Origin of the sequence: Thauera propionica (assembly GCF_002245655.1) — a bacterium.
In the GTDB taxonomy this organism is placed as follows: domain Bacteria; phylum Pseudomonadota; class Gammaproteobacteria; order Burkholderiales; family Rhodocyclaceae; genus Thauera; species Thauera propionica.
This window is the reverse complement of sequence record NZ_NOIH01000014.1, coordinates 36,216-60,224: the sequence shown is the minus strand read 5'-3', so window position 1 is coordinate 60,224 and position 24,009 is coordinate 36,216. Positions and strand designations below refer to the sequence as shown.

General features: G+C 68.0%; 22 protein-coding genes. 16 read left to right on the top strand and 6 right to left on the bottom strand.

The features are described from left to right. Window positions 1-29 precede the first annotated feature (29 nt). From CGK74_RS12390 to CGK74_RS12370, 5 genes are all read left to right on the top strand, one after another. The gene (locus CGK74_RS12390; RefSeq protein ID WP_094268782.1) at window positions 30-1,004 is read left to right on the top strand and encodes an efflux RND transporter periplasmic adaptor subunit; all 975 of its coding nucleotides are present in this window, start codon (window positions 30-32) and stop codon (window positions 1,002-1,004) included. Next, window positions 1,001-4,075 (top strand): efflux RND transporter permease subunit, encoded by a 3,075-nt coding sequence (locus CGK74_RS12385; protein WP_094268781.1) that lies wholly within the window; start codon window positions 1,001-1,003, stop codon window positions 4,073-4,075. Before CGK74_RS12390 ends, CGK74_RS12385 begins: the two co-directional genes overlap by 4 nt. A gap of 107 nt (window positions 4,076-4,182) precedes the next feature. Further along, complete coding sequence (locus tag CGK74_RS12380) at window positions 4,183-4,758, top strand: TMEM165/GDT1 family protein (RefSeq protein ID WP_094268780.1); 576 nt, start codon at window positions 4,183-4,185, stop codon at window positions 4,756-4,758. Window positions 4,759-4,835: 77 nt separating this feature from the next. After that, window positions 4,836-5,540, top strand: coding sequence for an AzlC family ABC transporter permease (locus tag CGK74_RS12375; RefSeq protein ID WP_094268779.1), 705 nt, complete (start codon window positions 4,836-4,838; stop codon window positions 5,538-5,540). Continuing rightward, entirely contained in the window at window positions 5,537-5,863 is a 327-nt protein-coding gene (locus tag CGK74_RS12370; RefSeq protein WP_094268778.1) for an AzlD domain-containing protein, read from the top strand. The genes CGK74_RS12375 and CGK74_RS12370 overlap by 4 nt, the downstream gene beginning before the upstream one ends. Before the next feature lie 72 nt (window positions 5,864-5,935). Here the strand turns inward: CGK74_RS12370 and CGK74_RS12365 are convergent, their stop codons facing one another. Further along, entirely contained in the window at window positions 5,936-7,351 is a 1,416-nt protein-coding gene (locus CGK74_RS12365) for a solute carrier family 23 protein (RefSeq protein ID WP_094268777.1), read from the bottom strand. Window positions 7,352-7,465: 114 nt separating this feature from the next. Next, the gene (locus tag CGK74_RS12360) at window positions 7,466-9,103 is read right to left on the bottom strand and encodes an acyl-CoA synthetase (RefSeq protein WP_094268776.1); all 1,638 of its coding nucleotides are present in this window, start codon (window positions 9,101-9,103) and stop codon (window positions 7,466-7,468) included. 209 nt (window positions 9,104-9,312) lie between these two features. On the opposite strand from CGK74_RS12360, the gene CGK74_RS12355 reads away from it, so the two are divergent. Both CGK74_RS12355 and CGK74_RS12350 read left to right on the top strand, forming a co-directional pair. Then, complete coding sequence (locus tag CGK74_RS12355; RefSeq protein WP_094268775.1) at window positions 9,313-10,872, top strand: ATP-binding protein; 1,560 nt, start codon at window positions 9,313-9,315, stop codon at window positions 10,870-10,872. A gap of 17 nt (window positions 10,873-10,889) precedes the next feature. Beyond that, on the top strand, window positions 10,890-11,603 hold the full coding sequence (locus CGK74_RS12350) for a response regulator transcription factor (protein WP_004264447.1): 714 nt from the start codon (window positions 10,890-10,892) through the stop codon (window positions 11,601-11,603). A gap of 11 nt (window positions 11,604-11,614) precedes the next feature. Here CGK74_RS12350 and CGK74_RS12345 read toward each other — a convergent pair whose 3' ends face one another. Together CGK74_RS12345 and feoB are read right to left on the bottom strand one after the other, a co-directional pair. After that, the gene (locus CGK74_RS12345) at window positions 11,615-11,869 is read right to left on the bottom strand and encodes a ferrous iron transport protein A (RefSeq protein WP_004264446.1); all 255 of its coding nucleotides are present in this window, start codon (window positions 11,867-11,869) and stop codon (window positions 11,615-11,617) included. A gap of 13 nt (window positions 11,870-11,882) precedes the next feature. Continuing rightward, window positions 11,883-13,844: a ferrous iron transport protein B gene (gene feoB / locus CGK74_RS12340; protein WP_094268774.1), complete on the bottom strand. Its 1,962-nt coding sequence runs from the start codon at window positions 13,842-13,844 to the stop codon at window positions 11,883-11,885. A gap of 220 nt (window positions 13,845-14,064) precedes the next feature. On the opposite strand from feoB, the gene CGK74_RS12335 reads away from it, so the two are divergent. From CGK74_RS12335 to CGK74_RS12295, 9 genes are all read left to right on the top strand, one after another. Next, window positions 14,065-14,364, top strand: a complete 300-nt coding sequence (locus CGK74_RS12335) for a hypothetical protein (RefSeq protein WP_004292427.1) — start codon at window positions 14,065-14,067, stop codon at window positions 14,362-14,364. Window positions 14,365-14,379: 15 nt separating this feature from the next. Then, the gene (gene rpsD / locus CGK74_RS12330; RefSeq protein WP_094268773.1) at window positions 14,380-14,991 is read left to right on the top strand and encodes a 30S ribosomal protein S4; all 612 of its coding nucleotides are present in this window, start codon (window positions 14,380-14,382) and stop codon (window positions 14,989-14,991) included. Then, on the top strand, window positions 14,988-15,287 hold the full coding sequence (locus tag CGK74_RS12325; protein ID WP_004292424.1) for a hypothetical protein: 300 nt from the start codon (window positions 14,988-14,990) through the stop codon (window positions 15,285-15,287). Before rpsD ends, CGK74_RS12325 begins: the two co-directional genes overlap by 4 nt. A 244-nt stretch (window positions 15,288-15,531) precedes the next feature. Beyond that, entirely contained in the window at window positions 15,532-17,592 is a 2,061-nt protein-coding gene (locus tag CGK74_RS12320) for a TonB-dependent receptor plug domain-containing protein (protein ID WP_094268853.1), read from the top strand. A 1-nt stretch (window position 17,593) separates the two neighbouring features. Further along, window positions 17,594-18,625, top strand: a complete 1,032-nt coding sequence (locus tag CGK74_RS12315) for an ABC transporter substrate-binding protein (RefSeq protein WP_094268772.1) — start codon at window positions 17,594-17,596, stop codon at window positions 18,623-18,625. Continuing rightward, window positions 18,622-19,413: an ABC transporter permease gene (locus tag CGK74_RS12310; protein WP_094268771.1), complete on the top strand. Its 792-nt coding sequence runs from the start codon at window positions 18,622-18,624 to the stop codon at window positions 19,411-19,413. The genes CGK74_RS12315 and CGK74_RS12310 overlap by 4 nt, the downstream gene beginning before the upstream one ends. After that, window positions 19,410-20,276, top strand: coding sequence for an ABC transporter ATP-binding protein (locus tag CGK74_RS12305; RefSeq protein ID WP_094268770.1), 867 nt, complete (start codon window positions 19,410-19,412; stop codon window positions 20,274-20,276). Before CGK74_RS12310 ends, CGK74_RS12305 begins: the two co-directional genes overlap by 4 nt. A gap of 13 nt (window positions 20,277-20,289) precedes the next feature. Next, on the top strand, window positions 20,290-21,594 hold the full coding sequence (locus CGK74_RS12300; protein WP_240498712.1) for an NnrS family protein: 1,305 nt from the start codon (window positions 20,290-20,292) through the stop codon (window positions 21,592-21,594). A 51-nt stretch (window positions 21,595-21,645) separates the two neighbouring features. Next, a complete protein-coding gene (locus tag CGK74_RS12295; protein ID WP_094268769.1) occupies window positions 21,646-22,152 on the top strand; it encodes a DUF3016 domain-containing protein in 507 nt (168 codons plus the stop codon). Between the two features lies 1 nt (window position 22,153). Here the strand turns inward: CGK74_RS12295 and CGK74_RS12290 are convergent, their stop codons facing one another. Beyond that, complete coding sequence (locus CGK74_RS12290; RefSeq protein ID WP_094268768.1) at window positions 22,154-22,837, bottom strand: Fe2+-dependent dioxygenase; 684 nt, start codon at window positions 22,835-22,837, stop codon at window positions 22,154-22,156. A gap of 38 nt (window positions 22,838-22,875) precedes the next feature. Further along, entirely contained in the window at window positions 22,876-23,997 is a 1,122-nt protein-coding gene (locus tag CGK74_RS12285; protein ID WP_094268767.1) for an alpha-hydroxy acid oxidase, read from the bottom strand. Window positions 23,998-24,009: the final 12 nt, after the last annotated feature.

The window sequence follows — 24,009 nt, the reverse complement described above, 5'->3', positions numbered from 1 at the left end:
GCCGGTGAACGAACACTGTGAGCCACACCATGCGAACACTTCTTCTGCTGCTTTCCCTGTGGCCGCTGGCGTCCGCCGCGGCGCAATGGACCACGCGTCCGCTGTCCGAGGTGGCCGTCTATCCCGAATTTCGCGCCCTGGCTACCGTGGTGGCCCGCGACGAGGCGCGCCTGGCGGCCGAGGTCGGTGCGCGCATCCTCGCCATGCCGGTGCGCGAGGGCGAGCGGGTGCGGCGCGGCGAGGAACTCGTGCGCCTCGACGACGCCAGCTATCGCCTCGAGGTGCAGCGTGCCCGCGCCCAGCTGAGCCTGGTCGACAATCGCATCCGGCTGGCGCGTGCGCAGCTCGACCAGGCGCGGTCGCTATCCGGGCGGGGCTTCATCAGCGCCGATGGCTTGCGCATCCGTGAGACCGAGCTGGGCGTGCTCATGGCCGAACGCGATGCGGCTCAGGCTGCACTGGCCAGTGCCGAGCTCGCACTGGCGCGCTGTGTGATCCGCGCACCCTACGACGGTGTGGTGCGCGAACGCAGCGCGGCGGTAGGGGACCTGGCCGTCGCCGGCACGCCGCTCGTCGTCCTGGCCGCCAGTGCCGATGCCGAGATCCGCGCCCGCGTGCCGGCCGGGCAGGTCGACAGCCTGCAGGGCGCCGAGCGTCTGAGCCTGGTCGCGGGGGGGGCGACCCATGTCGTGCGCCTGCGGCGGATCTCGCCCTTGCTGGATGCCGCCGGGCAGGCGCGCGAAGTGATCCTCGATTCCGCGCAGCCGCTGCCGCCGGGGCTGGGGGGCGAACTGCGCTGGCGCAGCACCGCGCCGCAGTTGCCGCCCACCTACTTGCAGCAGCGCGACGGTGCGTTGGGCGCCTGGGTGGAGCGTGACGGCGCAGCCGTCTTTGTCGTGCTGCCACAGGCGCAGGCCGGCCGGCCGGTGACGGTCGACTGGCCGCCGGCTACGCGCATCGTCGACCAGGGACGCTTCAACCTGCCGTTGCAGGGGGCGCAATGAGAGGGTTCTACGGGCGGCTGATCGACAATCACCCGCTCGCCAACATCGCCTTCCTGCTCGTGCTGCTGGGCGGCATCGTCACCTATCTCACCCTGCCGCGCGCGCAGGACCCCGAGATCAACTTCAACTGGGTCAGCATCATCACCACGCTGCCCGGCGCCTCGGCCGAGGATGTCGAGCGCGAGCTGACCGGGCCGCTCGAGGATGCGATCAAGCAGGTCAAGGACATCCGCTTCGTTTCCTCGTCCAGTCGCGAGAACGTGTCCTCCATCCTGGTGCGCTTCGAGGAGCTGTCCGAGCGCGAGTTCGACAAGCGCGTGAATGACCTGCGACGCGAGATCCAGAACAAGGCCTCGGCCGAGCTGCCGGCCGATGCGACCGACCCCGAGGTGCTGGAGATCACCAGCTCCAACGGTTTTCCGACCGCGGTGCTGGTACTCCACGGCGCGGCGGGCGAGATGCTGCGGGCGCAGGCTTTTGCATTGAAGAAGGATCTCGAGGGGCTGGCAGGGGTCGACGAGGTCATCGCTGCCGGCTTCGACGATCCCGAACTGCACGTGGATTTCGACCCGGCGAGGCTCGAGGCGGCCGGCGTGTCGCCGATCGCGTTGTCCGACGGCGTCGGCGCCTGGTTCCGCAACACACTGGCCGGACGCATCCGCGTGCAGGACCGCGAATGGCTGGCACGGCTCGAGGGCAAGACGCCCGACCCCGAGCAACTGGCACAGGCGGCCATCGTCACGTCGCAGGGACGCGTGGCGCTCGACGAGGTGGCGGCCGTTTCGCGCGGGCACGAGCGCCCGGCACAGCTCGTCAGCTACAACGGCGAGCATGCGGTGATGCTGTCGATCACCAAGCAGGCACGCACCAATACGCTGCAACTGGTCGAGCGCCTGCAGGCTTTCGCCGATGCGCGCAACGTGCTGCTCGGCCCGCAGGGCGTGCGACTTACCCTGGTGGATGACCAGACCCACGCCACGCGCAACGCGATCTCGATCATGGAATCGAATGCGCTGTTCGGGCTGTTCGCGGTGCTCGGCATGTGCTGGATCTTTCTCGGCTCGCGCCTCGCCCTGCTGGTCGGCCTGGGCGTGCCCTTCGCGCTGGCGGGCACCTTCATCGCGGTGGGCGTGATTGGAACCACGCTCAACCTTACCGTGCTGCTTGGCGTCGTGATCGCGCTCGGCATGCTGGTGGATGACGCGGTGGTGATCGTCGAGAGCATCTACTACCGTCTGCAGCGCGGCGAGCCCGCGCGCGAGGCGGTCGTCAACGGCATTGGCGAGGTCGGGCTGCCGGTGCTGGCGTCGGTCTTGACGACGATCGCGGCCTTCCTGCCGCTGATGCTGCTGCCCGGCATCCTTGGCGACTTCATGTTCATCGTGCCCTTCGTGGTCACGGTCGGCCTGCTGGTGAGCCTGCTCGAGGCCTACTGGATCATGCCCACGCACATCCTGACGCTCGGGCTAGACAGCCGCCGCAGCCGCTTCCAGCCCTGGCGCGAACGCTTCACCCATGCGGTACGGGTGAAGTACGCGCGGCTGCTGGTCGGTGTGATGCGTCGGCCCAAGACCGGCCTGGCAGCACTCGTGCTGGTGATGGCGGCCGCCGGCGGCGCGATTGCCAGCGGCCTGGTGAGGATGGAGTTCTTCGCCTTTGACTCGATGCGCCTGTTCTACGTCAACGTCGACATGCCGGCTGGCGTGACCCTGGAGCGTTCGCTGGCCGAGGCCGAGCGTGCGGCGCGGGTGGTGCAGCGCGAGTTGCCGGCAGCCGAGGTGCGTGCCGTGACCGCTTATGCGGGCCTCAAGTTTACCGACACCGAGCCGGTCTATGGCGACCAGTATGCGCAGGTGCTGGTGTCGCTGCTGCCGCGCGAGGACGACGGGCGCGACACGGGCGAGATCATCGCCGCGCTGCGCCCGCAGATCGAGGCGCTGGACGGCGAGGCGCGCCTGTCCTTCCTCGAGATGAAGGGTGGCCCCCCGACAGCCAAGCCGATCAGCATCAAGGTCAAGTCCGACGATTACCCGCAGCTGCGGGCCGCTGCCGACGCCCTGTTGGCCGAGGTGGCGAAGCTGCCGGGTGCGAAGGACATCACCGACGACGATGTGCCCGGCCGCAACGAGATGCGGCTGCTCCTCAACCGCGAGAAACTCGCCCGCGCCGGGGTGGGGCCGCACGAGGTCTCGCGCCTGCTGCGCCTGTATGGCGAAGGCGAGGTCGTCGCCACCACCCGCGATGCGGGCGAGAAGATCGAGGTGGTGGTGCGTGCGCGGCCCGAGGCCTTCGTCGATGTGACCGAGCTGCTGCAGCGCCGCGTGCCGCTCGCGGTCGGCGGACACAGTGTGGCGCTGGGCGAGCTGGTTGATTACGAGCTGCGACTGTCGAAAGGCTACATCCGCCACTACCAGCTCACCCGCGCGATCACCGTCGAGGCCGACCTTGATCGCGAGGCGATCGACACGGTGGCGGCGAACGAGCGCCTGAAGGCCGCCTGGGTCGAACTGCAGCCGCGCTTCCCCGACGTGGCGCTGGATTTCTCGGGGGAGCTCGAAGACATCTATGAAAGCCTGGATGCGATGAGCCGCCTGTTCGCGCTTGGCGTCGGACTGATCTACCTGATCCTGGCGGCGCAGTTCCGCAGCTACTGGCAGCCGGTGATGATCCTGGTGACGGTGCCGCTGGCCTTCACCGGGGTCGTGCTCGGCCTGCTGGTGTCGGGCAACCCCTTGTCACTGTACACGCTGTACGGCGTGATCGCGCTGACCGGCATCGCGGTGAATTCGGCCATCGTGCTGATCGACGCCGCCAACGAGCGCCGCGAGGCCGGCATGAGCGTGCAGCACGCGATCATCTACGCGGCGCGGCGGCGCGTGGTGCCCATCCTGATCACCTCGACGACCACGATCGGCGGCCTGTTCTCGCTGGCAGTGGGTCTCGGGGGCAAGTCGCTGATGTGGGGGCCGGTGGCGGCCAGCATCGTGTGGGGACTCGGTTTTTCGACCCTGCTGACGCTGTTCGCGATTCCGCTCGTCTATCGCATGGCGATGCAGCGCGGCAAGGTCTGAGTGGGACGTGCCCCGGCTGCTGGGCAAGCGGGCGATCGCGGGTGTGCGGTGCAGCAGGCAGGACGGGAGCAGGGTAGACTGCGCTCCCCCGTAGAGTTCGCCCGGACATGGACGCCTTTCTCATCTCCACCAGCATCGTCGCGCTCGCCGAGATCGGCGACAAGACCCAGCTGCTCGCCTTCATCCTCGCGGCCAAGTTCCGCCGTCCCTGGCCGATCGTCGCCGGCATCCTGGTCGCGACGCTGGCCAACCATGCGTTTGCCGGCGCGGTGGGCACCTGGCTGACCACGCTGATGGGGCCGCAGACCCTGCGCTGGGTGCTGGGCCTGTCCTTCCTCGCGATGGCGGTATGGACGCTGATTCCCGACAAGCTCGACGAAGACGAAGCCCGCCTGCCGCGCCTGGGGGTGTTCGGTGCCACGGTGGTGGCCTTCTTCCTCGCCGAGATGGGCGACAAGACGCAGATCGCCACGGTGGCGCTGGCGGCGCAGTATCAGGCCCTGGTGGCGGTGGTGGCGGGGACGACGCTGGGCATGATGATCGCCAACGTGCCGGCGGTACTGCTGGGCGACCGCATCGCGCAGCGCATGCCGGTGCGCCTGGTGCACGGCATCGCGGCGGTGATCTTTGCCGTGCTGGGCGTGGCGACCTTGCTGGGTGCCGGCGAGTCGTTGGGCTTCTGATGCAGTCGCACGGTCCGGGAAGCTGAATCTTTTCCATTCCGGCTGCTATGCTTGGTCGCTTTTGCGATCTCATCCGAATGGAATCCGCTTTTCGGCGCGGCGCCCGCGAGGGGCTGCGCGACTTCCTGCCGCTGTCGGTCGGGCTCGTGCCCTGGGCCATGGTGACCGGCATCGCGATGCGCTCGATCGGCCTGTCGCCGCTCGAGGCCATGGGCATGAACGTGCTGGTCTATGCCGGCACCGCGCAACTGGGCACGCTGCCGCTCATCGCCAGCGGCGCACCGCTGTGGCTGATCTTCGCTACCGCGATGGTGCTGAACCTGCGCTTCGTCATCTTCAGCGCGGCGCTCGCACCGGTCTTTCACGGCCATCCCCTGATGCGCCGACTGGCCTCGAGCTACCTGCTGGTCGATGGCCTGTTCGCCGTGGGCGCAGACAAGCTCATCAAGGCGGATGATCCGCACTGGCGCTGGGGTTACTACATCGCGCCGTCGGTTTACTGCTGGCTGGTTTGGCAGTGCTGCACGCTGGTGGGCGTGCTCGGTGCCAGCGTGATGCCGCGCGACTGGTCGCTCGAGTTCATGACCACGATCGCGCTGACGGTAATGGTGATCCCGATGCTGCGCGAGCGGCCGATGTGGCTGGCGGCGCTGGTGGGCGGTCTGGGGGCGGTACTGCTGAGGGATCTGCCGCTGCGCATGGGCCTGATTGTCGGCATCGCGCTCGGGATTGGCGCGGGGTTCCTGGCGGAGCGGGCGCTGTCCGGGAGGGCGCCGCGATGAGCGAAGGCATCTGGTTGTGGCTCACGCTGCTGGCGATCGGGTCGACCACGGTCCTGACCCGCGGCAGCTTCATCCTGCTCGGTGAGAAGGGGCGCCTGCCGCCGGCCCTGCAGCGCGCGCTGCGCTACGCGCCGGCAGCGGCGCTGTCCGCGCTGGTGGTACCCGACCTGCTGATCGATGGCGGCGAGGTGTCGCCCTTCAACCCCAAGTTGGCCGCCGGCCTGGTCGTCATCGCCGTGGCGCTGCGCTGGCGCAATCCCTGGTTGCCCTTCCTGCTTGGCATGGGCTTGCTGTTGCTGATGAGAAAGGGGCTGGGCTGGTAGCGCTCGCTACCGGCACCAGCCCCTTTCGCGGCTCTTGCGATGCGCATCGGGGCCGGAGCCCCGCTGGCGCGCTTACTTCCGGGCTACGCCGTGCTCGTCGCCCGCTTCGATGTCGGCGGTGTTGTCGCCGATGATCGACAGGTCCTGCTTGGCACGTGCAGCGGCGTTCGGGCGCTCGATCAGCCAGTACAGCACGAGGCCGATGACTACCGCGTACACCGTCGCCTTCGGATCGGGCATCGCCAGCGTCACCGCGACGATGCCGGCCACGCCGCGCTCGGTCGAGCTCTTCAGTTCTTCCATGCCCACCATGATGCAGATGTAGGCCGTCAGCACGAGCGTGAGCGACAGCGCGATCGGCAGCACCGGCTTGAAGAAGGACACCAGCGGCAGGATGAAGAGCGCGATGAAGCCGGTGATCCAGAAGGTGCCGCCGCCGGAGTAGATCGAGTCCATCGACTTGCGGCCCAGCGCGTAGCGTTCGGCCACGGTGGCGTGGGCGGCGGTCCACAGCGGGCCGGCCAGGCCGGGCCAGGGCGCGAAGAAGGCGTGGATGCCGTTACGCAGCGCGGTGACCAGGTGAACGCGGGTGACGTCGAGTTCGATCTGCTCGTCCTGGCGCAGGTGGTCGACGCGCTTGCACAGCGTGAAGCCGACCAGGATGTCGCCGAAGGCGATCACGTAGGCGATGATCGCGGTGGGGATGGCGAGCAGGAACATGTCCAGGCTGGGCACGCCGACAGCGAAGATCAGGTACTCGGTCATGCCCTTGAAGTCGGGCTGGGTGATGCCCCACTGGATGTCCGGCAGCGGATATTCACCGACAGCCCAACCGACGAGGATCGCCACGAACAGGCCGGGGATCATGCCGAAGTTGGAGATCGTCTTGGCGAGCTTGTTGGTCTCGACGATGTGCTTGAAGGACAGCGAGAACAGGATGTAGGCGGACACGATCGAACCGAGCAGCAGCGACACCGGCGTGCTGTCGATGCGACCGCCGGCCTTCAGTTCGCCCATCATCGCCGCGATGCCCGCGCCGATGATGATGCCGCTCTTGAGCGAGTTGGGGATGACGGTGACCAGCTTGTTGCCCAGGCCGGTGATGCCCAGGAACAGGAAGATCACGAACACCATGATTTGCAGCGCGAACATTGCGCGCACGGCGTCGGGGCCGGGCTCGAACCCCTGCAGGAAGAGGATGACCACCGGGATCGCTGGCGTGATCCAGCCGGGCACCAGCGGCACGCCCAGCAGCGCCGGCAGCATGTAGCCGATGCCGGCAATGACGCAGAACGCCAGCGCCGCCTCGTAGGGCATGCCCAGGTATTTCTGCAGCAGCGGGATCATGGCCAGGCCGACCACGAACATGAACAGGCCCTGCACCATCTCCGGGTACTCCCAGCGGTAGTGGATGAAGGGCAGGCGGACCTTGAAGGGGCCAAGCGGCCAGTACGGGTGCTCGGCACCGTGTTGGCGTTGGATAGCCATGTTGAACTCCGGGTGTTGTTGTTTGTTTTGGGCAAAAGCCGTCCCGCCGGCCCGCGTCTTGCGACAGCGGGCCGGTCAGGCCGGGAACGGCTCGGAAAGGGACGTGCTAGGGAATTACTCGATCGCCGAGGCCGACTTGGCCATCTCGCGCAGGGCGAACTTCTGGATCTTGCCGGTCGAGGTCTTGGGCAGCACGCAGAACTCGATGTGCTTGGGCACCTTGAAGCGCGCCAGGTGCTCGCGGCAGTGGGCGATGATGTCGTCGGCCGTGACGCCGGCGCCTTCCTTGACCTCGATGTAGGCCGCCGGCACCTCGCCCCACTTGGCGTCGGGCCTGGCGACGACCGCGGCCGTCAGCACCGCCGGGTGGCGGTACAGGACTTCCTCGACTTCCAGCGAGGAGATGTTCTCGCCGCCGGAGATGATGACGTCCTTGGAACGGTCCTTGATCTTGACGTAGCCGTCGGGATGCAGGACGGCCAGGTCGCCGGTGTGGAACCAGCCGCCGGCAAAGGCTTCCTGCGTGGCCTTCTCGTTCTTCAGGTAGCCCTTCATGACAAGGTTGCCGCGGAACATGATCTCGCCCATGGTCTCGCCGTCGGCAGGCACCGGCTCCATCGTCATCGGGTCGAGCACGGTGATCGCTTCCTGCATGTGGTAACGCACGCCCTGCCGGCCGTTGCGCTCGGCGCGGCGGTCGATGGGCAGCTCGTTCCACTCGGGGTGCTTGGCGCAGACCGAGGCCGGGCCGTAGGTTTCGGTCAGGCCATAGACGTGGGTGATGTCGAAGCCGATGCGCTCGGCACCTTCGATGATGGCGGCCGGGGGGGCGGCACCGGCGATGAGGCCGGCGACGCTGTGCTCGATGCCCGCGCGCAGCGGGTCGGGGGCGTTGATCAGCATGCCGTAGACGATCGGCGCGCCGCACATGTGGCTGACCTTGTGGCGGCGGATCAGCTCGAAGATCAGCGCCGGGTCGACCTTGCGCAGGCAGACGTTGACGCCGGCGTTGGCTGCCATCGTCCACGGGAAGCACCAGCCGTTGCAGTGGAACATCGGCAGCGTCCACAGATACACGGCGTGCTGCGGCATGCCCCAGCTGATGATGTTGGAGGCGGCATTCAGGTAGGCCCCGCGGTGGTGGTAGACCACGCCCTTCGGGTTGCCGGTGGTGCCGGAGGTGTAGTTGAGCGCGATCGCGTCCCACTCGTCGGCGGGCAGGCTCCACACGTAGTCGGGGTTGCCGCCGGCGATGAAGTCTTCGTACAGCAGCGTGCCCACGCGCTCGGTGCCCGGGTACTCGTCGTCGAGCGCATCGATGACCAGCGGCTTGTTGCCTTCGAGCAGGTCGAGCGCGCCGCGCACCACGCCGGCGAACTCGGGGTCGGTGATCAGCACCTTGGCCTCGCCGTGCTGCAGCATGAAGGCGATGGCCTCGGCGTCGAGGCGGGTGTTCAGCGTGTTGAGCACGGCGCCGGTCATCGGCACGCCGAAGTGGGCTTCGAACATCGCCGGCACGTTGGGCAGCATCACCGCCACGGTGTCGCCGCGCTGAACACCATGCGCGACCAGTGCGCTCGCCAAGCGGCGGCAGCGGGTATAGGTTTCGCTCCAGGTGTAGCTGCGCGTGCCATGCACGACACTGGTGCGGTTGGGGTACACCATCGCCGAGCGCTCGATGAAGCTCAGCGGCGACAGCGGGACGTAGTTGGCCGGATTCTTGTCCAGTCCTTGAGCGTACGCATTCGACATTCTTTCTCCACTCCCATCTTTAGAAACGGGTTATCGGTCGGGGATGAACTGCGCGGATCCCGACGTCCATTCTCCCTCCGCGCGTGAGGATGGCAAAAAATCTTGTCCGCAATTTCGTCGGAATGTACTGAATCTTGTCGAGCCCTTGCCCGTGCCGGGGCGCTCACTAGAATGACATGTTTTCCCCGTCGGGGCAGGAGCGGGCAGGCATGAGTTCGGGGCAGGGATCGAGGGGCGGCAAGGCCTTGAGCCACAGCGAAGTGCGCTTGCGCCAGATCACCGACACCATCCCCGCGCACGTCGGCTATTTCGACCACGACTGGGTGTTCCGCTACGGCAACAAGCGCTACGCGCAGTGGTTCGGAACGACCAGCGAGTGCATGAAGGACCGCAGCATCCTCGAGGTCATCGGCCGCCACGTGTTCGACCAGGTCGAGGACAAGGTACGGCGCGCGCTGGCTGGCGAGGAGGTCAGCTACGAGTACAGCATGCCCAGCCGCGGCGGCGAGACGCTGTATGCGCGCAGCACGCTGGTGCCGGATTTCAGCCCCGAAGGCGAGGTGGTGGGCTGCTACGTCCATGCGGTGGACATCACCGAGCAGCGGCGCACGCAGAGCGCGCTGGCGCAGGCCCTGAAGATGGAGGCGATCGGGCAGCTGACCGGTGGGCTTGCGCACGACTTCAACAACATGCTGACGGTGGTGATCGGCAACCTGCAGGGGCTGGCCGAGGCGCTCGGCGCGCATCCTGAACTGGCACCGGTCGTGGCCGAGTACGTCGACCCGGCGCTGGCCGCCGCGGAGGGCGGAGCGGGGCTGGTGCGGCGGCTGCTCGCCTTCTCGCGCCAGCAGCCGATCGTGCCGGAGGTGGTCGAGGTCAACGAACTGGTGCTGGGCATGGCGCGGCTTATCCGGCGTTCGCTGCCCAATTCGATCACCATCACCACCGCGTCGCGCGACGTCGAGCTGCATGCGCTGGTCGACCCCAACCAGCTCGAGAGCGCACTGCTCAACCTCGCGCTCAATGCGCGCGATGCCATGCCCAATGGCGGCGAGCTGCGCATCGAGTGCTCGCTCGATTGCATAGAAGGCGCCGCCGCCGCCGATCTCGAGCTGCCGCCGGCCTGTTACGTGCAGATCGCGGTGAGCGACAACGGCACCGGCATGGACAGTGCGACCCTGACGCACGTGTTCGAGCCCTTCTTCACCACCAAGAAGTTCGGCCTCGGCAGCGGACTGGGCATGGCCATGGTGTACGGCTTCATCAAGCAGTCGGGTGGCGGGGTGCGCATTCGCAGCCGGCAGGCGGTGGGCACCACGGTGTCGCTGCTGCTGCCCTGTGCGCCGCGTGCGGCTCAGCTGCGGCCCGAGCCGGCCGGGAATGTGGCGACCCTGGCGGCGGACACGCTTGCCGGGCGCCTGGTGCTGCTGGTCGAGGACGACGACAAGGTGCGCGACGTGGTGCGCAAGCAGCTGTCGGCGCTCGGCTGCGCGGTGCTCGAGGCCGAAAGTGGCCACGAGGCGGCCGACATGGTCGAGAATATCCCTGCGATCGCGCTCGTGCTGTCGGACATCGTGATGCCGGGCGGCATGGACGGGCGTGCGTTGGCGCGCTTCGTGCGCCGTTTCCGGCCCGAGCTGCCGGTGGTGCTGATGAGCGGCTATGCGGACAAGGTCGATACCGACCGCGAGGATTTCGGCCTGCCGATGCTCGACAAGCCGTTCTCGCAGGACCGCCTGCTGGAGGCCCTGCACGCCGCGATCGCCTGACCATTCGGGGACGGGGATTGAACGACAAGGCGCAGGCGCTGATTCATGTCGTCGAGGACGACGAGGGTGTGGCAAGGCTGATCGCCGGGACGCTGGAGCGTTTCGGCTTCCGCCATGCGGTTTTCTCGAGTGGCGGAGACTTCCTGCGCCAGTTGCGCGTGCAGCAGCCCGACCTCGCCATCCTCGATCTGGGCCTGCCCGACATGGACGGCATGGAGGTGCTGCAGCAGTTGCGCAGCCGCTATCGTTTCGGCCTGCTGATCGCTACCGGCCGCGAGGACACCCATGACCGGGTGATGGGACTGGAGCTGGGTGCCGACGACTACGTGGTCAAGCCCTTCGAGCCGCGCGAGCTGATCGCACGCGTGCGCAGCATCCTGCGCCGCTACCAGCCGGAGCCGCCGGATGAGGGCGGCGGGCAGCGGGTGGCATCCTTCGCGGGCTGGCGCTTCGAATGCGCCACCCACCGCCTGGTGTCGCCGGACGGTGTCGAAGACACGTTGAGCCTTGCCGAGTCGCAGCTGCTGATCGCCTTCCTCGAGCGTCCGAACCAGATCCTGTCGCGCGAGCAGTTGCTGTCCGGGCGCGACGTCAGCGCGCTCGACCGCAGCATTGATCTGCGCGTGTCGCGCCTGCGCAAGCGTTTCGAGCAGGGCGGGCACAGCGGCAAGTTCATCAAGACGGTGTACGGCGCCGGCTATCTGCTGGCGACCCCGGTGAGCTGGCGCTGAGAGCCCGGGCCTCAGGCCATCGCCACCCACAGGTGGCGGGCGACTTCGTGTTCGATGGCGAGTTCGACGTGTTCACACAGCAGCACCGTCATCGGCGTCTGCTGCAGCACCTTGACCGCGTGCGCGGCCGACAGGCCGTAGGCGTGCAGCTGCTCGCGCTGCAGCGGATCGATCTCGTCGCCGAAGTCGGTGATGCGGACCATGCGGCCGACCGGCGTGCCGGTGAGGCGGATGCGTTCGTGCGTGGGCGTGCGGTTGGCGTTCATGCGTCGGGCTCCTTCAGAAGAACAGCCGCAGGCCGTGGTTGAGCAGACCGCCAACGAGGAAGGCGGTGGGGATGATCATCGCCAGCATCAGCGCGGCGACCTTCATCCCCTGTTCCTTGACGATCATCATCAGGCTGGCGATGCAGGGCACGAACAGGGTGATCGTGACCATGCCGACCACCGCCTGCACCATCGACAGCTCGCCCTGCAGCGCGAACAGGCCGCTGGCGCCGAAGTCGCGGCGCAGGAAGCCCATCACGAACGCGGCGCTGGCCTCGGGCGGCAGGCCGAGCCAGCCCACCACCAGCGGCTTGCCGGCCTCGATGATCCACGGCAGCGCGCCGCTGCGGTCGAGCACGAACATGATCAGCGTACCGATCAGGAACAGCGGGATGACCTCGATCAGGTACCACTTGAGCCGCCCGCCGGTCTTCTTCAGCACGTTGCCCAGCACCGGCATGCGCATCGGCGGCAGCTCGGTGATCAGCGGCACGCGCCGGCCGGGCACGACCTTGCTCGCCAGCCAGCCGGTGAACAGCAGCACCAGGACGATCGCCGCGACCCAGATCACCGTGGCACCGAAGGAGATGCCGCCCAGCAGGCCGAGCACCACGCCCAGCTGCGCCGAGCAGGGAATCGCCAGTGCCATCAGGTAAATGGTGATGAGGCGTTCGCGCGGGGTGTGCAGGATGCGGGTGGTGAGCGTGGCCATGGTCACGCAGCCCAGGCCCAGCACCATCGGCAGCACCGCACGGCCGTTCAGCCCGATGGCGGCGAACAGACGGTTGGCGATCACGGACAGGCGCGAGAAGTAGCCGGAGTCCTCCAGCACGCCGAAGGCGAGGAAGAAGGTGGTGACGATCGGCAGGATCAGCGCCAGCGCGTAGGTCATGCCCATCGTCCACAGGCCGTACTCGCCGACGAAGAGGTCGGCGAGCCAGGGCGTGGAGATGTGGCTGTGTACGAAGTCAGTGACCGCCGGATTCAGCACCTCGCCGAAGAAGTCTTCTTCGAGCAACCCGACCAGGGTGCTGGCGCCAAAGTCGCCGACGAAGAGATAGACGAGATAGAGCACGCCGAGCAGCATCGGCCAGCCCCACAGGCGGTGCACAGCGACGCGGCCGAGCAGCATCGACAGCGTGCGGTCCTTGCCGCCAGCCTGCTGGGTGACGGTGCGCGCGAGCGCCTCGGCCGCGCCGCCGCGCTCGCGCGCGAGGCGTGCGGGCAGCGAGTCGCGGCCGATGGCGGCGGTGAGTTCGGCAAGCGTCGCGCGCAGCGGCTCGCTACCGGGCTGCGCGGCCAGCCAGGCCTCGACCTCGGGGTCGCGGCCGATGGCGAGGATGGCCAGCCCGCGCGCGGCCAGGCGCGGATGCGGGCAGGTGCCGAGGATCAGCTGTTCGATGCGCACGATGTCGCGCTCGAGCACCGGGTCGTAGCGCAGCAACGGGGCGGGCACGGCGGCGTGCGGCAGGGCGTCGGTCAGCGCGGCGACGCCTTCGCCGCCGGTGGCGACCGTGGCGACGACCGGCACACCGAGGGTCTCGCCCAGTGCGGCGGCGTCGACATGCACGCCGCGGGCCTTGGCCTCGTCGGTCATGTTCAGTGCCATCACCATCGGCACGCCCAGTTCGGCGAGCAGGGCGGTCAGGTTCAGCGTGCGGCGCAGGTTCTTGGCGTCGCCGACCTGGATCAGCGTGCGCATGTCCTCATTGAGGAGCGCGCGCATGGTGGCGCGCTCGTCGTCGCTGCGCGAGGGCAGGGCCAGCACGCCCGGGGTGTCCAGCAGCGAGGCCTCGCGGTCGAAGCGCGGCGCGGCACGCGATACCTCGACCGTGGTGCCAGGGTAGTTCGACACCGTGACGTAGGTGCCGGTGAGGCGGTGAAACAGCACCGACTTGCCGACATTGGGATGGCCGACGAGGGCGAGGGTGCGCAGGGCGCCGGATGGAGAAGCGAGCGAGACGGCGTGATTCATGGTGCTGAAGGCGATGCCCCGGTATTGCCAATTCGTTAATGATAATGGATCTCATTTTTTATTTCCTGATCTATCTCAAGTCTCGCGCTCGGTCCGGGCCCGCACCGGCATTTGGTGCGTCGGCGGGCAGCGACGGCGGGGCTCGATTCTTCGTGACTTGTTGACAAGCTACGGTGCATCGATGATATTGCGAATCATTCGCAACTAAGAGAGGTGTTCCATGGCAACGGACTCGACCCTCGAGCAGACCCGTCTGCTGGCCGGCGTGCTGATGCACGTTTCGCGCTACCTCGATACCGGCTGTCCCCGTGCTGCGCACCAGGCGGGCTTGCTGCTGCGTTGCCTTGACGCCAGCACCCTGGATCAGGAGCTGATGACATCGTGCGAACAACTCGACCAGGCGATATCCCATCCGCGACATCTCGGCGGCGCGAACGCAGTCGGCGATGCCTCGACTTCGAGTCGGCTTCGCTCGCGCTCTTCGCGCGGCTGCGTTTCAACCGCTTCATTCCCGAACTGATCGAAGGAGATCATCTTGTCCCGTTACACCGGCCCCCGTCTGAAAGTGATGCGTGCGCTCGGCACCGAACTGCCCGGCCTGTCGCGCAAGCCCCTCGGTGAGCGCAACTACCCGCCGGGCCAGCACGGCCAGCGCCCGAAACGCAAGTCGGGTTTTGGCGTGCAGTTGATCGAGAAGCAGAAGCTGCGCTTCAACTATGGCCTCGGCGAAAAGCAGATCCAGCGCCTGTTCCGCGAGGCCAAGCGCGACCGTGGACCGACCGGCGACAAGCTGCTCGAACTGCTCGAGCGTCGCCTCGACAACTTCGTGTTCCGCGCCGGTTTCGCCCCCACTGCGGTGGCGGCGCGCCAGCTCGTGCGCCACAAGCACGTGCTGCTCAACGGCCGCTCGGTGAATATCCCCTCGATCCGCATCAAGCCGGGCGACCGCATCCAGCTCACCGAGCGTGGCCGCCGAATTCCCTTCGTCGTCGAGACGATCGGCGAGCCTGCACTGACGCGTCCGGAGTGGCTCAGCTTCGATGAAGCAGCCATCGCTGCCAGCGTCACGCGCACACCGTCGCCCGACGAGGTCCCGTTCCCGGTCGACGTCCAGCAGGTCGTCGAATACTACGCGGTGCGGCTGTGAGCGGCCTGCCTCCCTGCTGCGGCCAGGACTTCAGTGCCTCGCGCGAGTCGGCGCCGCACTACGGTACGCGACCCGAGCTGGCGCTGGCTGCCGTGCTTCAGCTGCTGTCGCGCTTTCCGGCGCGGCAGTCCCCCGCGCTTGCACGGGCCATTGTCGATCATCTGCAGGTGATCGGCGCCGATCAGCGCATTGCCGCCGAGGTGCGCGAGTGCGCGTCCAGCCTCGTGGAGGACTGGCGTGCGTATGCCTTGCTGAGCGAACAGCCAGCGGTTGAAGCCTCGCGCGTTTCGCACTGAGACGGTTCCGGCCTGGGGCGGGACCGTTATGGAGATCCTGATGAGCAAGAAGTGCTGCAAGAAGGACAAGCCCTGCAAGGGCTGCCCGAGATTCAAGAAGTGATTTCGGCAAGCGAGCGCATGCAGATTTGATTGAAATCAAATAGGAATGATTCGCGTTCAAGTAAAGTTGTCCCACCTGATCCGAATCATCCCGGGCAAGCCAGCCGTCGCCAGCCAGCTCGACTACTCGATGGAGTTGTTCATGGAACTGCGCATGCGCGCAATGGCGTTGGCACTGCTGGGTGTCTCTTTCGCACCATCCCTGCTCGCCGCAGGTGAAACCGTGCTCGGCGAGCAGGTTGTGACCGCCAAAGGCTACGCCGCCGACGTGCAGGAGACACCTCAGGCGATCGAGGTCCTGCGTCCGGCCACGGCGGGCGCCACGGTCGTCGGTGATCTGTTGCGAGGCAAGCCGGGGCTGGCGACCCAGTCCGACGGTGCCTGGGGACAGAACCCGGTGCTGCGCGGCCTCAAGAAGGAAAGCGTCGTCGTCATGGTCGATGGCCTGCGTGTGAACTCGGCCCAGCCTCAGGGGGCGATCGCGTCCTTCATGGATCTCGGGCTGCTCGACCGTGTCGAGGTCGTCAAGGGGCCGGGCTCGGTGCTGCATGGCAGCGGTGCGATGGGCGGGGTCGTCAACCTGCTCACGCCCGAGGCCGCCTTTACCGCGGAGGAGTGCATGGGCGGCCGTGCCGGCGTGCGCTTCAGCAGTGTCGACAAGGGCGTGGCCGGTGCGCTGCTGGTGCAGCGTTCGAACGCCGATCACGCGCTGGTGCTGGGTGTGGCCGGGCGCGACGTGGATGACTACCGCAGCCCCGACGGGCGCGAGGACCGGACTGGCTACCAGTCCGACACCCTGCTGGCCAAGTATCGTCATCGCCTGACCGACGATGTCAGCCTGCGTCTGAATCTGCAGCGTCATGAGGACGAGGACGTGTGGTATCCGGGCTCGGCCCGCACCGGCGCGGGCATTCCGCGTCCGCTCGGCGTGGCGACCATCCATTCGCCCGAGCAGCGCCGCGAGCTCTACGAACTGGGCGTCGATGCGAAGCTCGGCGAAGGGCAGTTGTCGGCCGAGATCTATCGCCAGGAAGTGTTCCGCCAGATCCGTGCCCGCGGCGAAAACCTCGGTCGCGACTACGTGCGCAACGACGTCTCCTTCACGACCGACGGCGCGCGCGCCAAGTACGTGTTCCCGGTCGGCTCGGATCATCTGCTGACGGTCGGGGCCGAAACCTGGCGCATGAAGGGCGATCCCGAGCGCTACATGGACAACAACGCGCCGTTCTTCAACAACAACGTGCGCAACGATCCGTTCTCGGATGGCGAGATCGAGGCGGTGGGCGTGTTCGTGCAGGACGAGTTCGCGCTTGGCGCCACCCGCATCGTTGCCGGACTGCGCTACGACCGCGTCAGCGGTGACGCGGCGCAGAAGGGGACGGGGCCGTCGGCCCAGACGACCGGCCTGGACAGCACGGACAACAACCTGTCGTGGTCGCTCGGGGCGGTCCATCCCCTCACCGACAACCTCAACGCCTACGCCAACGTCGGCCGCGCCTACCGCGCCGCGGACATGCGTGAGCGCTTCGAGGATTCGGCGCGTGGCGACGGCTACTACCACGTCGGCAACCCGCAACTCGACCCGGAAGTCTCGACCAGCTTCGAACTCGGCCTCAAGGGCGCAGGTGCCGGGCTGAACTACCAGCTGGCGGCCTTCTACACGCGGATTGACGACTACATCGCCGGACGCATCACCGGTGCGTCCCATCCGGGCACGGGACTGCCGCTCAAGCGCACCGAGAACCTCGACAAGGTCACGATCTACGGCGTCGAAGGCAGTCTCAGCGCGCCAGTGGGCGCCTACGTCGCCGATGCCGGCTTCACCTGGTTGCGTGGCAAGAACCATCAGGACGACGAGCCGCTGTACCAGATGCCGGCACCCGAGCTGACACTGGGCATCGGCCAGCCGGCCGAGCGCGGCTTCTACTGGCGCGCGCAGTTGCGCGCGGTTGCCGAGCAGGATCGCATCGCGACGAAGTTCTCCAATGGCACCGAGGACGCGACCTCCGGCTTCGTCACCGCCGACGCCGAGCTGGGCTGGCGTTTCGGCGCGGTCGGCGCCTTCGACGCGGCCACGCTGGCAGTCGGCCTGCACAACCTGGCCGACAAGCGCTACCACGAGCACCTGACCGACGGCGTCTCGGGCCAGGAGCTGGCGGCGCCGGGCCGCGGCATCACCTTGAGCCTTTCCGGGAGTTTCTGACATGCAGGCACCACGCCCACCCTTGCCCGGCTGGAGCCGGTTCCTGCTGCACGCGTGCGTGGTGCTCGCATTCCTGGTCGTGACCGGCACCGCCGACGCGCAGAAGCTGCCCAGGCTGACGCTTGCCGGTCCTTCGGCGGCGGTGTCGAATCCGCTGATCCACATGGTCGACTCCGGTGCGCTGGCCGACGTTGCCGAGGTTGTCGAGTTCGTGCCCTGGCGCGACCCCGATCAGTTGCGCGTCATGGCGCTCGACGGCCGCGCCGACATTCTGGCGATGCCGACCAACGTCGCCGCCAACCTCTACAACCGCGGCGCAAAGCTGCGGATGCTCAACGTGTCGACCTGGGGCGTGCTGTGGCTGGTGTCGCGCGACCCGGCGCTCAAGTCGCTTGCCGACCTGCGCGGCAAGGAGCTGGCGATGCCCTTCCGCGGCGACATGCCCGACATCGTGTTCCAGTTGCTCGCCGAGCAGCAGGGCATGGACGTCCGCAAGGACCTGAGCCTGCGCTACGTCGCCAGCCCGATCGACGCGATGCAGTTGCTGGTGATGCGCCGCGTCGACCACGCGCTGCTGGCCGAGCCGGCGGTGTCGATGGCGCTGCGCAAGACGGGCTCCTTCCCGATCAGCGTCATTGCGCCGGAGCTGCATCGCAGCGTTGACCTGCAGCAGGAATGGGGCCGGGTGTTCGCGCGCGCCACCCGCATTCCGCAGGCCGGCATCGCGGTGATGGGGGCGTTGCGCGAGCGTCCGGACGTGGTTGCACGCATCGAGGCCGAATATGCCCGCTCGCTGGCCTGGTGCCGCGCCAACGCGGAGGCCTGTGGCCGCGGCGTCGCCGCCCGCATCGACCTGCTGACGCCCGAGGCGGTGGCCGACTCGATCGCGGTCAGCCAGATGGAGGCGGTGCCGGTGCAGGCCGCGCGCGCCGAGCTCGAGTTCATGTTCGGCCAGCTGGTGAAGAAGAATCCGGCGCTGGTCGGCGGCAAGCTGCCCGACGATGGCTTCTATGGCGGAGCCGCGAAGCCATGAGTCTGTTGCGTGCCTGGCTGGCTGGTTTGCCCGCCTACCTGTGGAGCGGCTGGGGTGCGATCGCCAGCCTGTTCCTGCTGCTGGCCGCCTGGGAGGCGGTCAGTCTGGTTTACGGCCCGCTGGTGATGCCCGACCCGCGCTCGGCCTTCGCCACGCTGTGGGGCCTGATCGACAGCGGCGCCGCCTGGCCGGAACTCGCCGCCACCGCACGCCGCGCGCTCTCGGGCTATGCCCTGTCGGTGCTGGCCGGCAGCGTGCTTGGTCTTGTTGCGGGGCTGTCGATGACCGCGTCGATGATGTCGCGCCCGCTCGTGACCGTGCTGATGGGCACGCCGCCGATCGCCTGGCTGGTGCTGGCGATGCTGTGGTTCGGCGCCAGCGACGGCACGCCGGTGTTCACCGTGTTCGTCGCCGCCTTTCCGGTGATCTTCATCGGCGCGCTGCAGGGCACGCGCACGCTCGACAACCAGCTGCGCGGCATGGCCGAGGCCTTTCGCCTGCCGCGCCGCATGATGTTCCTCGATGTCTATCTGCCGCACGTGGTGTCCTACCTGTTCCCCGCCTGGATCGCTGCGCTCGGCACGGCCTGGAAGGTGGTGGTGATGGCGGAGTTGCTCGCCACCCAGGACGGCGTGGGCGCGGCGCTGGCCGTGTCGCGCTCGCATCTCGACACGGCGGCCACGATGGCCTGGATTGCGGCGGTGGTCGGCCTGCTGCTGGCCGTCGAGTACCTGGTGCTGGAGCCGGTCAAGCGCGAGGTGGAGCGCTGGCGGGAGCAGGGCGCATGAGCGGCGAACTGCGCGTCCGTGGCCTGTCGCACGCCTTCGCGCGCGACGAGGTGCTGGCAGGCATCGACTTTCGCGTGTGCGCGGGCGAGGTGGTGGCGCTGGTGGGTCCCTCGGGCTGTGGCAAGACCACCTTGCTGCACCTGGCGGCCGGCCTGCTGACGGTGCAGGAGGGCGAGGTGTCGAACCGCTTTGGGACCACCGCCTTCATGTTCCAGCAACCGCGCCTGTTGCCGTGGAAGACGGCAATCGACAACATCGCGCTCGGCCTCAAGGCAGTCGGCGTCGGGCGCGACGAACGGCAGTTCCGCTCGCGCGAACTGGCGCTGCGCCTGGGTCTGGCGCATCGCGACCTCGACAAGTTTCCGCACCAGTTGTCGGGCGGCATGCAGAGCCGGGTGGCGCTCGCGCGCGCGCTGGTGCTGGCGCCCGATCTGTTGCTGCTCGATGAGCCGTTCTCGGCGCTCGACGTCGGCCTCAAGGAAGAGCTCTACCGCCTGCTGCTGGCCCAGCAGGCGGAGCGCGGCATGGGGGTATTGATGATCACGCACGACCTGATGGAGGCGGTGAGGCTGTCGGACGCGATCCTGGTGATGGCGCCCGAGCCCGGGCGCATCGTGTGCCGCTTCGCGCTTGGCCAGCCTGCGGCGACCCGCGACGACGCCTGGGTCTATCACCATACCGCCGAGCTGCTGCAGACGGCGGCGGTGCGCGAGAGCTTCGGATTGCCGCCTGCCGTGGCGGCCCCTGCGGCCGACCTCGCGCCGCAGGCCGCGGCGGCAACGCGTCCGGCGTCGGGTCTGCGCCTGGTCGTGCCGGCCGAGCCGGTGCTGAGCGCGCGCGGCGGCGCGCGTTGCGGCGGCTGAGGAGCACAAAGCCATGTCTCATCCCATCGACCACGAACCGTTCGGCCGGCTGTTCGACCGGCTGGCGGCACGGCCGCTGTTCATGTGCGGCTTCCGCCCCTTCTTCCTCGCCACCGCCGTGTATGCGGTGCTCCTGCTGCTGATGTGGCAGGGCTTTCTCGCTGCGGGGCTGGGTGTGCCGGCCGTGCCCGGCGGCCCGGTCGTATGGCACGCGCATGAGCTGATGTTCGGCTTCGGGCTCGCGGCGGTGGCGGGTTTCCTGCTGACGGCGGTGCCCGAGTTCACCGCCACGCCCGCCTTCGGTCGTCGCATCGCAATCGGCATGGTCCTGCTGTGGACGGCGGCACGCCTGGCGTTCTGGTTGTCGGGAACCCTGGGGTTGGCGGGGGAGGTGCTGGCCGCGTTGCTCAACGTGGGTTTTCTAGGTGCGCTGATCGTGATCGTCGCGCCACGGCTGTGGCGCGACCCCGAGCGGCGCCACCTCGCCTTCCTGTGGGGGCTGGGTGCGATGTGGATCGCGCTGGCGGGTTTCCATGCCGATGCGCTCGGCGGCGCGTATCCGATGCGCTGGGTGCGGGCCGGCGTCGGCGTGATGATGGTGCTGATCGTGGTCGCGCTCAGCCGCATCTCGATGCGCATCGTCAACGATGCGCTGGATGCCGAGCGCCTGCGCCGTGATGGCGGCACGACCCGCCGTCACGGCGAGGACGACGACCTGCCCGGCTATCGTGCGCGCCCCCCGCGGCGCAATCTCGCCATCTTCGGCGTGGCGCTGTACACCGTGGTCGAGTTCGTGCTGCCCGGCTCGGTCATTGCCGGCTGGGTCGCGCTGGCGGCCGCGGCGGCGGTGCTGAACCTGCTCAACGACTGGCATGTCGGCCGCGCCCTGCTGTCGCGCTGGGCCTTCATGCTCTACGCGGTGTATTGGCTCATGGCTGCGGGCTACGCGCTGATCGGCCTGTCCTTGCTTGGCGCGCCGGTGGCGCCCAGCGCGGGACTGCACCTGCTGACGGCCGGTGCGATGGGCGTGTCGATCTTCGGCGTGCTGTGCATCGCCGGCCGCACGCACGCTGGCCATGAGCTGGATCTGCGGCCGTGGGTGCTGGTGGCCGCGGCCGGGCTGGTGGCCGCCGCGCTGGCACGCGCGGCAGCCGGCCTTCCGGGGATGCCGGTGGCCGGCCTGCAGGCGATGAGCGTGGCCGCCTGGGTGCTGGGCTATGGCCTTGCAGCGCGCTACCTCGGCGCGGTGTTCGTCGGCCCGCGGCCGGATTCGGGGACGGGCTGCGAGGAAGTGATGAACGAGGCGGGCGCGGCTTGAGCCGCGCTGCGCCGTGTTTCCTCAATAGGTGGCATTGCGGAGAAGGAGGGCATGCCGATGAATGCGGAGAGACGGCTTTTGCCAATGATGCTAGCGGGACTTCTTTCCTGTGCTGCTGGCATCGCAAGTGCCGAGGTAACGGTCCGCTTCGTCGATGCGGAGCGTTATGCAGACGTCGGCGCATCCGATGCCGAACGGGGCCGCAACCTGACCGTGCTGGAACGCCATTTGCGTATGGCTATGGCGCAATGCGTGGCGGAAGATGAACGACTGACGGTGACGGTGCGGGAGGTGGATCTCGCTGGCGACATCGATTGGTCGCGCTCGAGCGCAGTCGAGTTGCGGGTGTTGCGCGAGGTGAGCTGGCCGAGGATCGAACTCGAGTATGCGCTCATCGATGCGGGTGGGCAGACCGTGGTGCAGGGGCGCGAGCAGGTCTCCGACATGAACTACCTGGCTCATTCGGCACGTGCGCGCTCTGCGCGCGAAACACTGCCCTACGAGCGTCTGATGCTGGAGAACTGGGCGGCCAGCCGGCTGTGCCGACCGCCGCGTTGATTCAGGGCCGGGCCCAGCGCCGCAGCAGGTTGTGATATACGCCGGTGAGGCGCAGCAGGTCGGGATCGTCCGGGCGGCCTGAGGCTGTCAGGTCCTGGATCGACTGGTCCAGGTCGTACAGCAGCGTGCGTTCACCTTCGTCCTGCACCAGGCTCTGGATCCAGAAGAAGCTGGCAATGCGTGCGCCGCGCGTGACCGGCGTGACGCGATGCAGGCTGGTCGAAGGGTAGAGCACCATGTCGCCCGCCTCGAGCTTCACCGTCTGCACGCCGAACGGACCTTCGATCTCCAGTTCGCCGCCTTCGTACTCGTCCGGCTCGGCGAGGAACAGGGTGGCCGATACGTCGGTGCGCACGGTGATGTCGGTGCCCGGCACCGTCATCAGGGCGCTGTCGACGTGGGCGCCGTAGGTACCACCGCCGCGGTAGCAGTTGAACTTGGGCGGGTAGATGCGCTGCGGCAGGGCGGCGGAGATGAATTCCGGGTGGCTCCCGAGCTTGCGCAGGATGTGGTTGCCGAGGCTGATGGCCAGATCCGAGCCGTTCGCCAGTTGCAGGTTGCGCTTGACATGGCTGGCGAGCGTGCCGGCGGTCTTCAGCCCGTCTTCCCACTGCGCCTGGTCGAGGTGCTGGCGGAACTGGCGGACTTCGTCCTTGGTCAGGACCTTCTCGATTGAAATGAGCATGATGTGAATCGCGTACAGGACAGGGTTTGGACTGAGGTTCAGGCGGGGCGGTGGGTGACGCAGTCCGCCGTGATCTCCTGCAGTGTGGCGCAGCCGGCGAGTGCCATGCACAGCTCCAGTTCTTCGCGCAGCAGCTTCAGCATGTGGGCGACACCGAGCGCGCCGGCAACGGCCAGGGCGAAGACCTGCAGACGCCCGACCAGCACCGCGTCGGCGCCAAGCGCCAGTGCCTTGAATACGTCGCTGCCGGCGCGGATGCCGCTGTCGAGCAGGACGGGGTAGTCCGCACCGACCGCGGCGCGCACGGCAGGCAGCGCGTCGAGGCTGGCTGGCACGCCGTCGAGGGCGCGGCCGCCATGGTTGGAGACGATGATCCCCGCAACCCCGGCCGCCTTCAGCGCCAGCGCGTCGTCGGCACGCAGCACGCCCTTGACGATGACCGGCAGGCGGGTGTGACGCATCAGCCAGTCGAGGTCATCCCAGGTCGGCGCCTCCCGCATCAGGCCCTGGAAGATGAGGCTCTGGCCGCGTTCGAGTTCGACTTGTGGCGGCGTTGCATGATGGAGGAGGTTGCCCGGACGCACGGCGTCGGGCATGCGGAAACCTGCCCTCTGTGCGCGAAGGCTGGGACTCTGCACGACCGCATCCAGTGTCACGACCAGTGCGCCATAGCCTGCGGCCTCGGCGCGGCGGACAAGGTCGAGCGTGCTGTCGCGCAGCGGCTGGAAGTAGAGCTGGAACCACTTTTCGCCCCGGCTGCAGGCGGCGATGTCCTCGAGCGGCCAGGCCGACAGCGTGCTGACGACCAGGCCGGCGTCGGTCGCTGCGGCGGCGCGTGCGGTGTCGAGTTCGCCTTGCGGGTGGGCGAGGGTCTGGAAGGCGAGCGGCGCAAGCAGGATCGGATGACGCAGTTCGTGGCCGAGGAGCATGACGCGCGTGTGCCCGGCGGTCACGTCGCGCAGCAGCCGTGGCAGGATCTGCAAGTGCTCAAAGGCGTCGCGGTTTGCGCGCAGCGTGCCTTCGAAGCCGCTGCCGCCAGCGATGTAGGTGTGGTGCGGGGCCGGCAGGAAACGCGCGGCGAGCGCTTCGTAATCCTGTGCGCACAGGACGTCGGGCGGAATCCGTGACAGGGGTGGGCGCGGCGTTGTGGTGTCGTTCATTCGATATGCCCT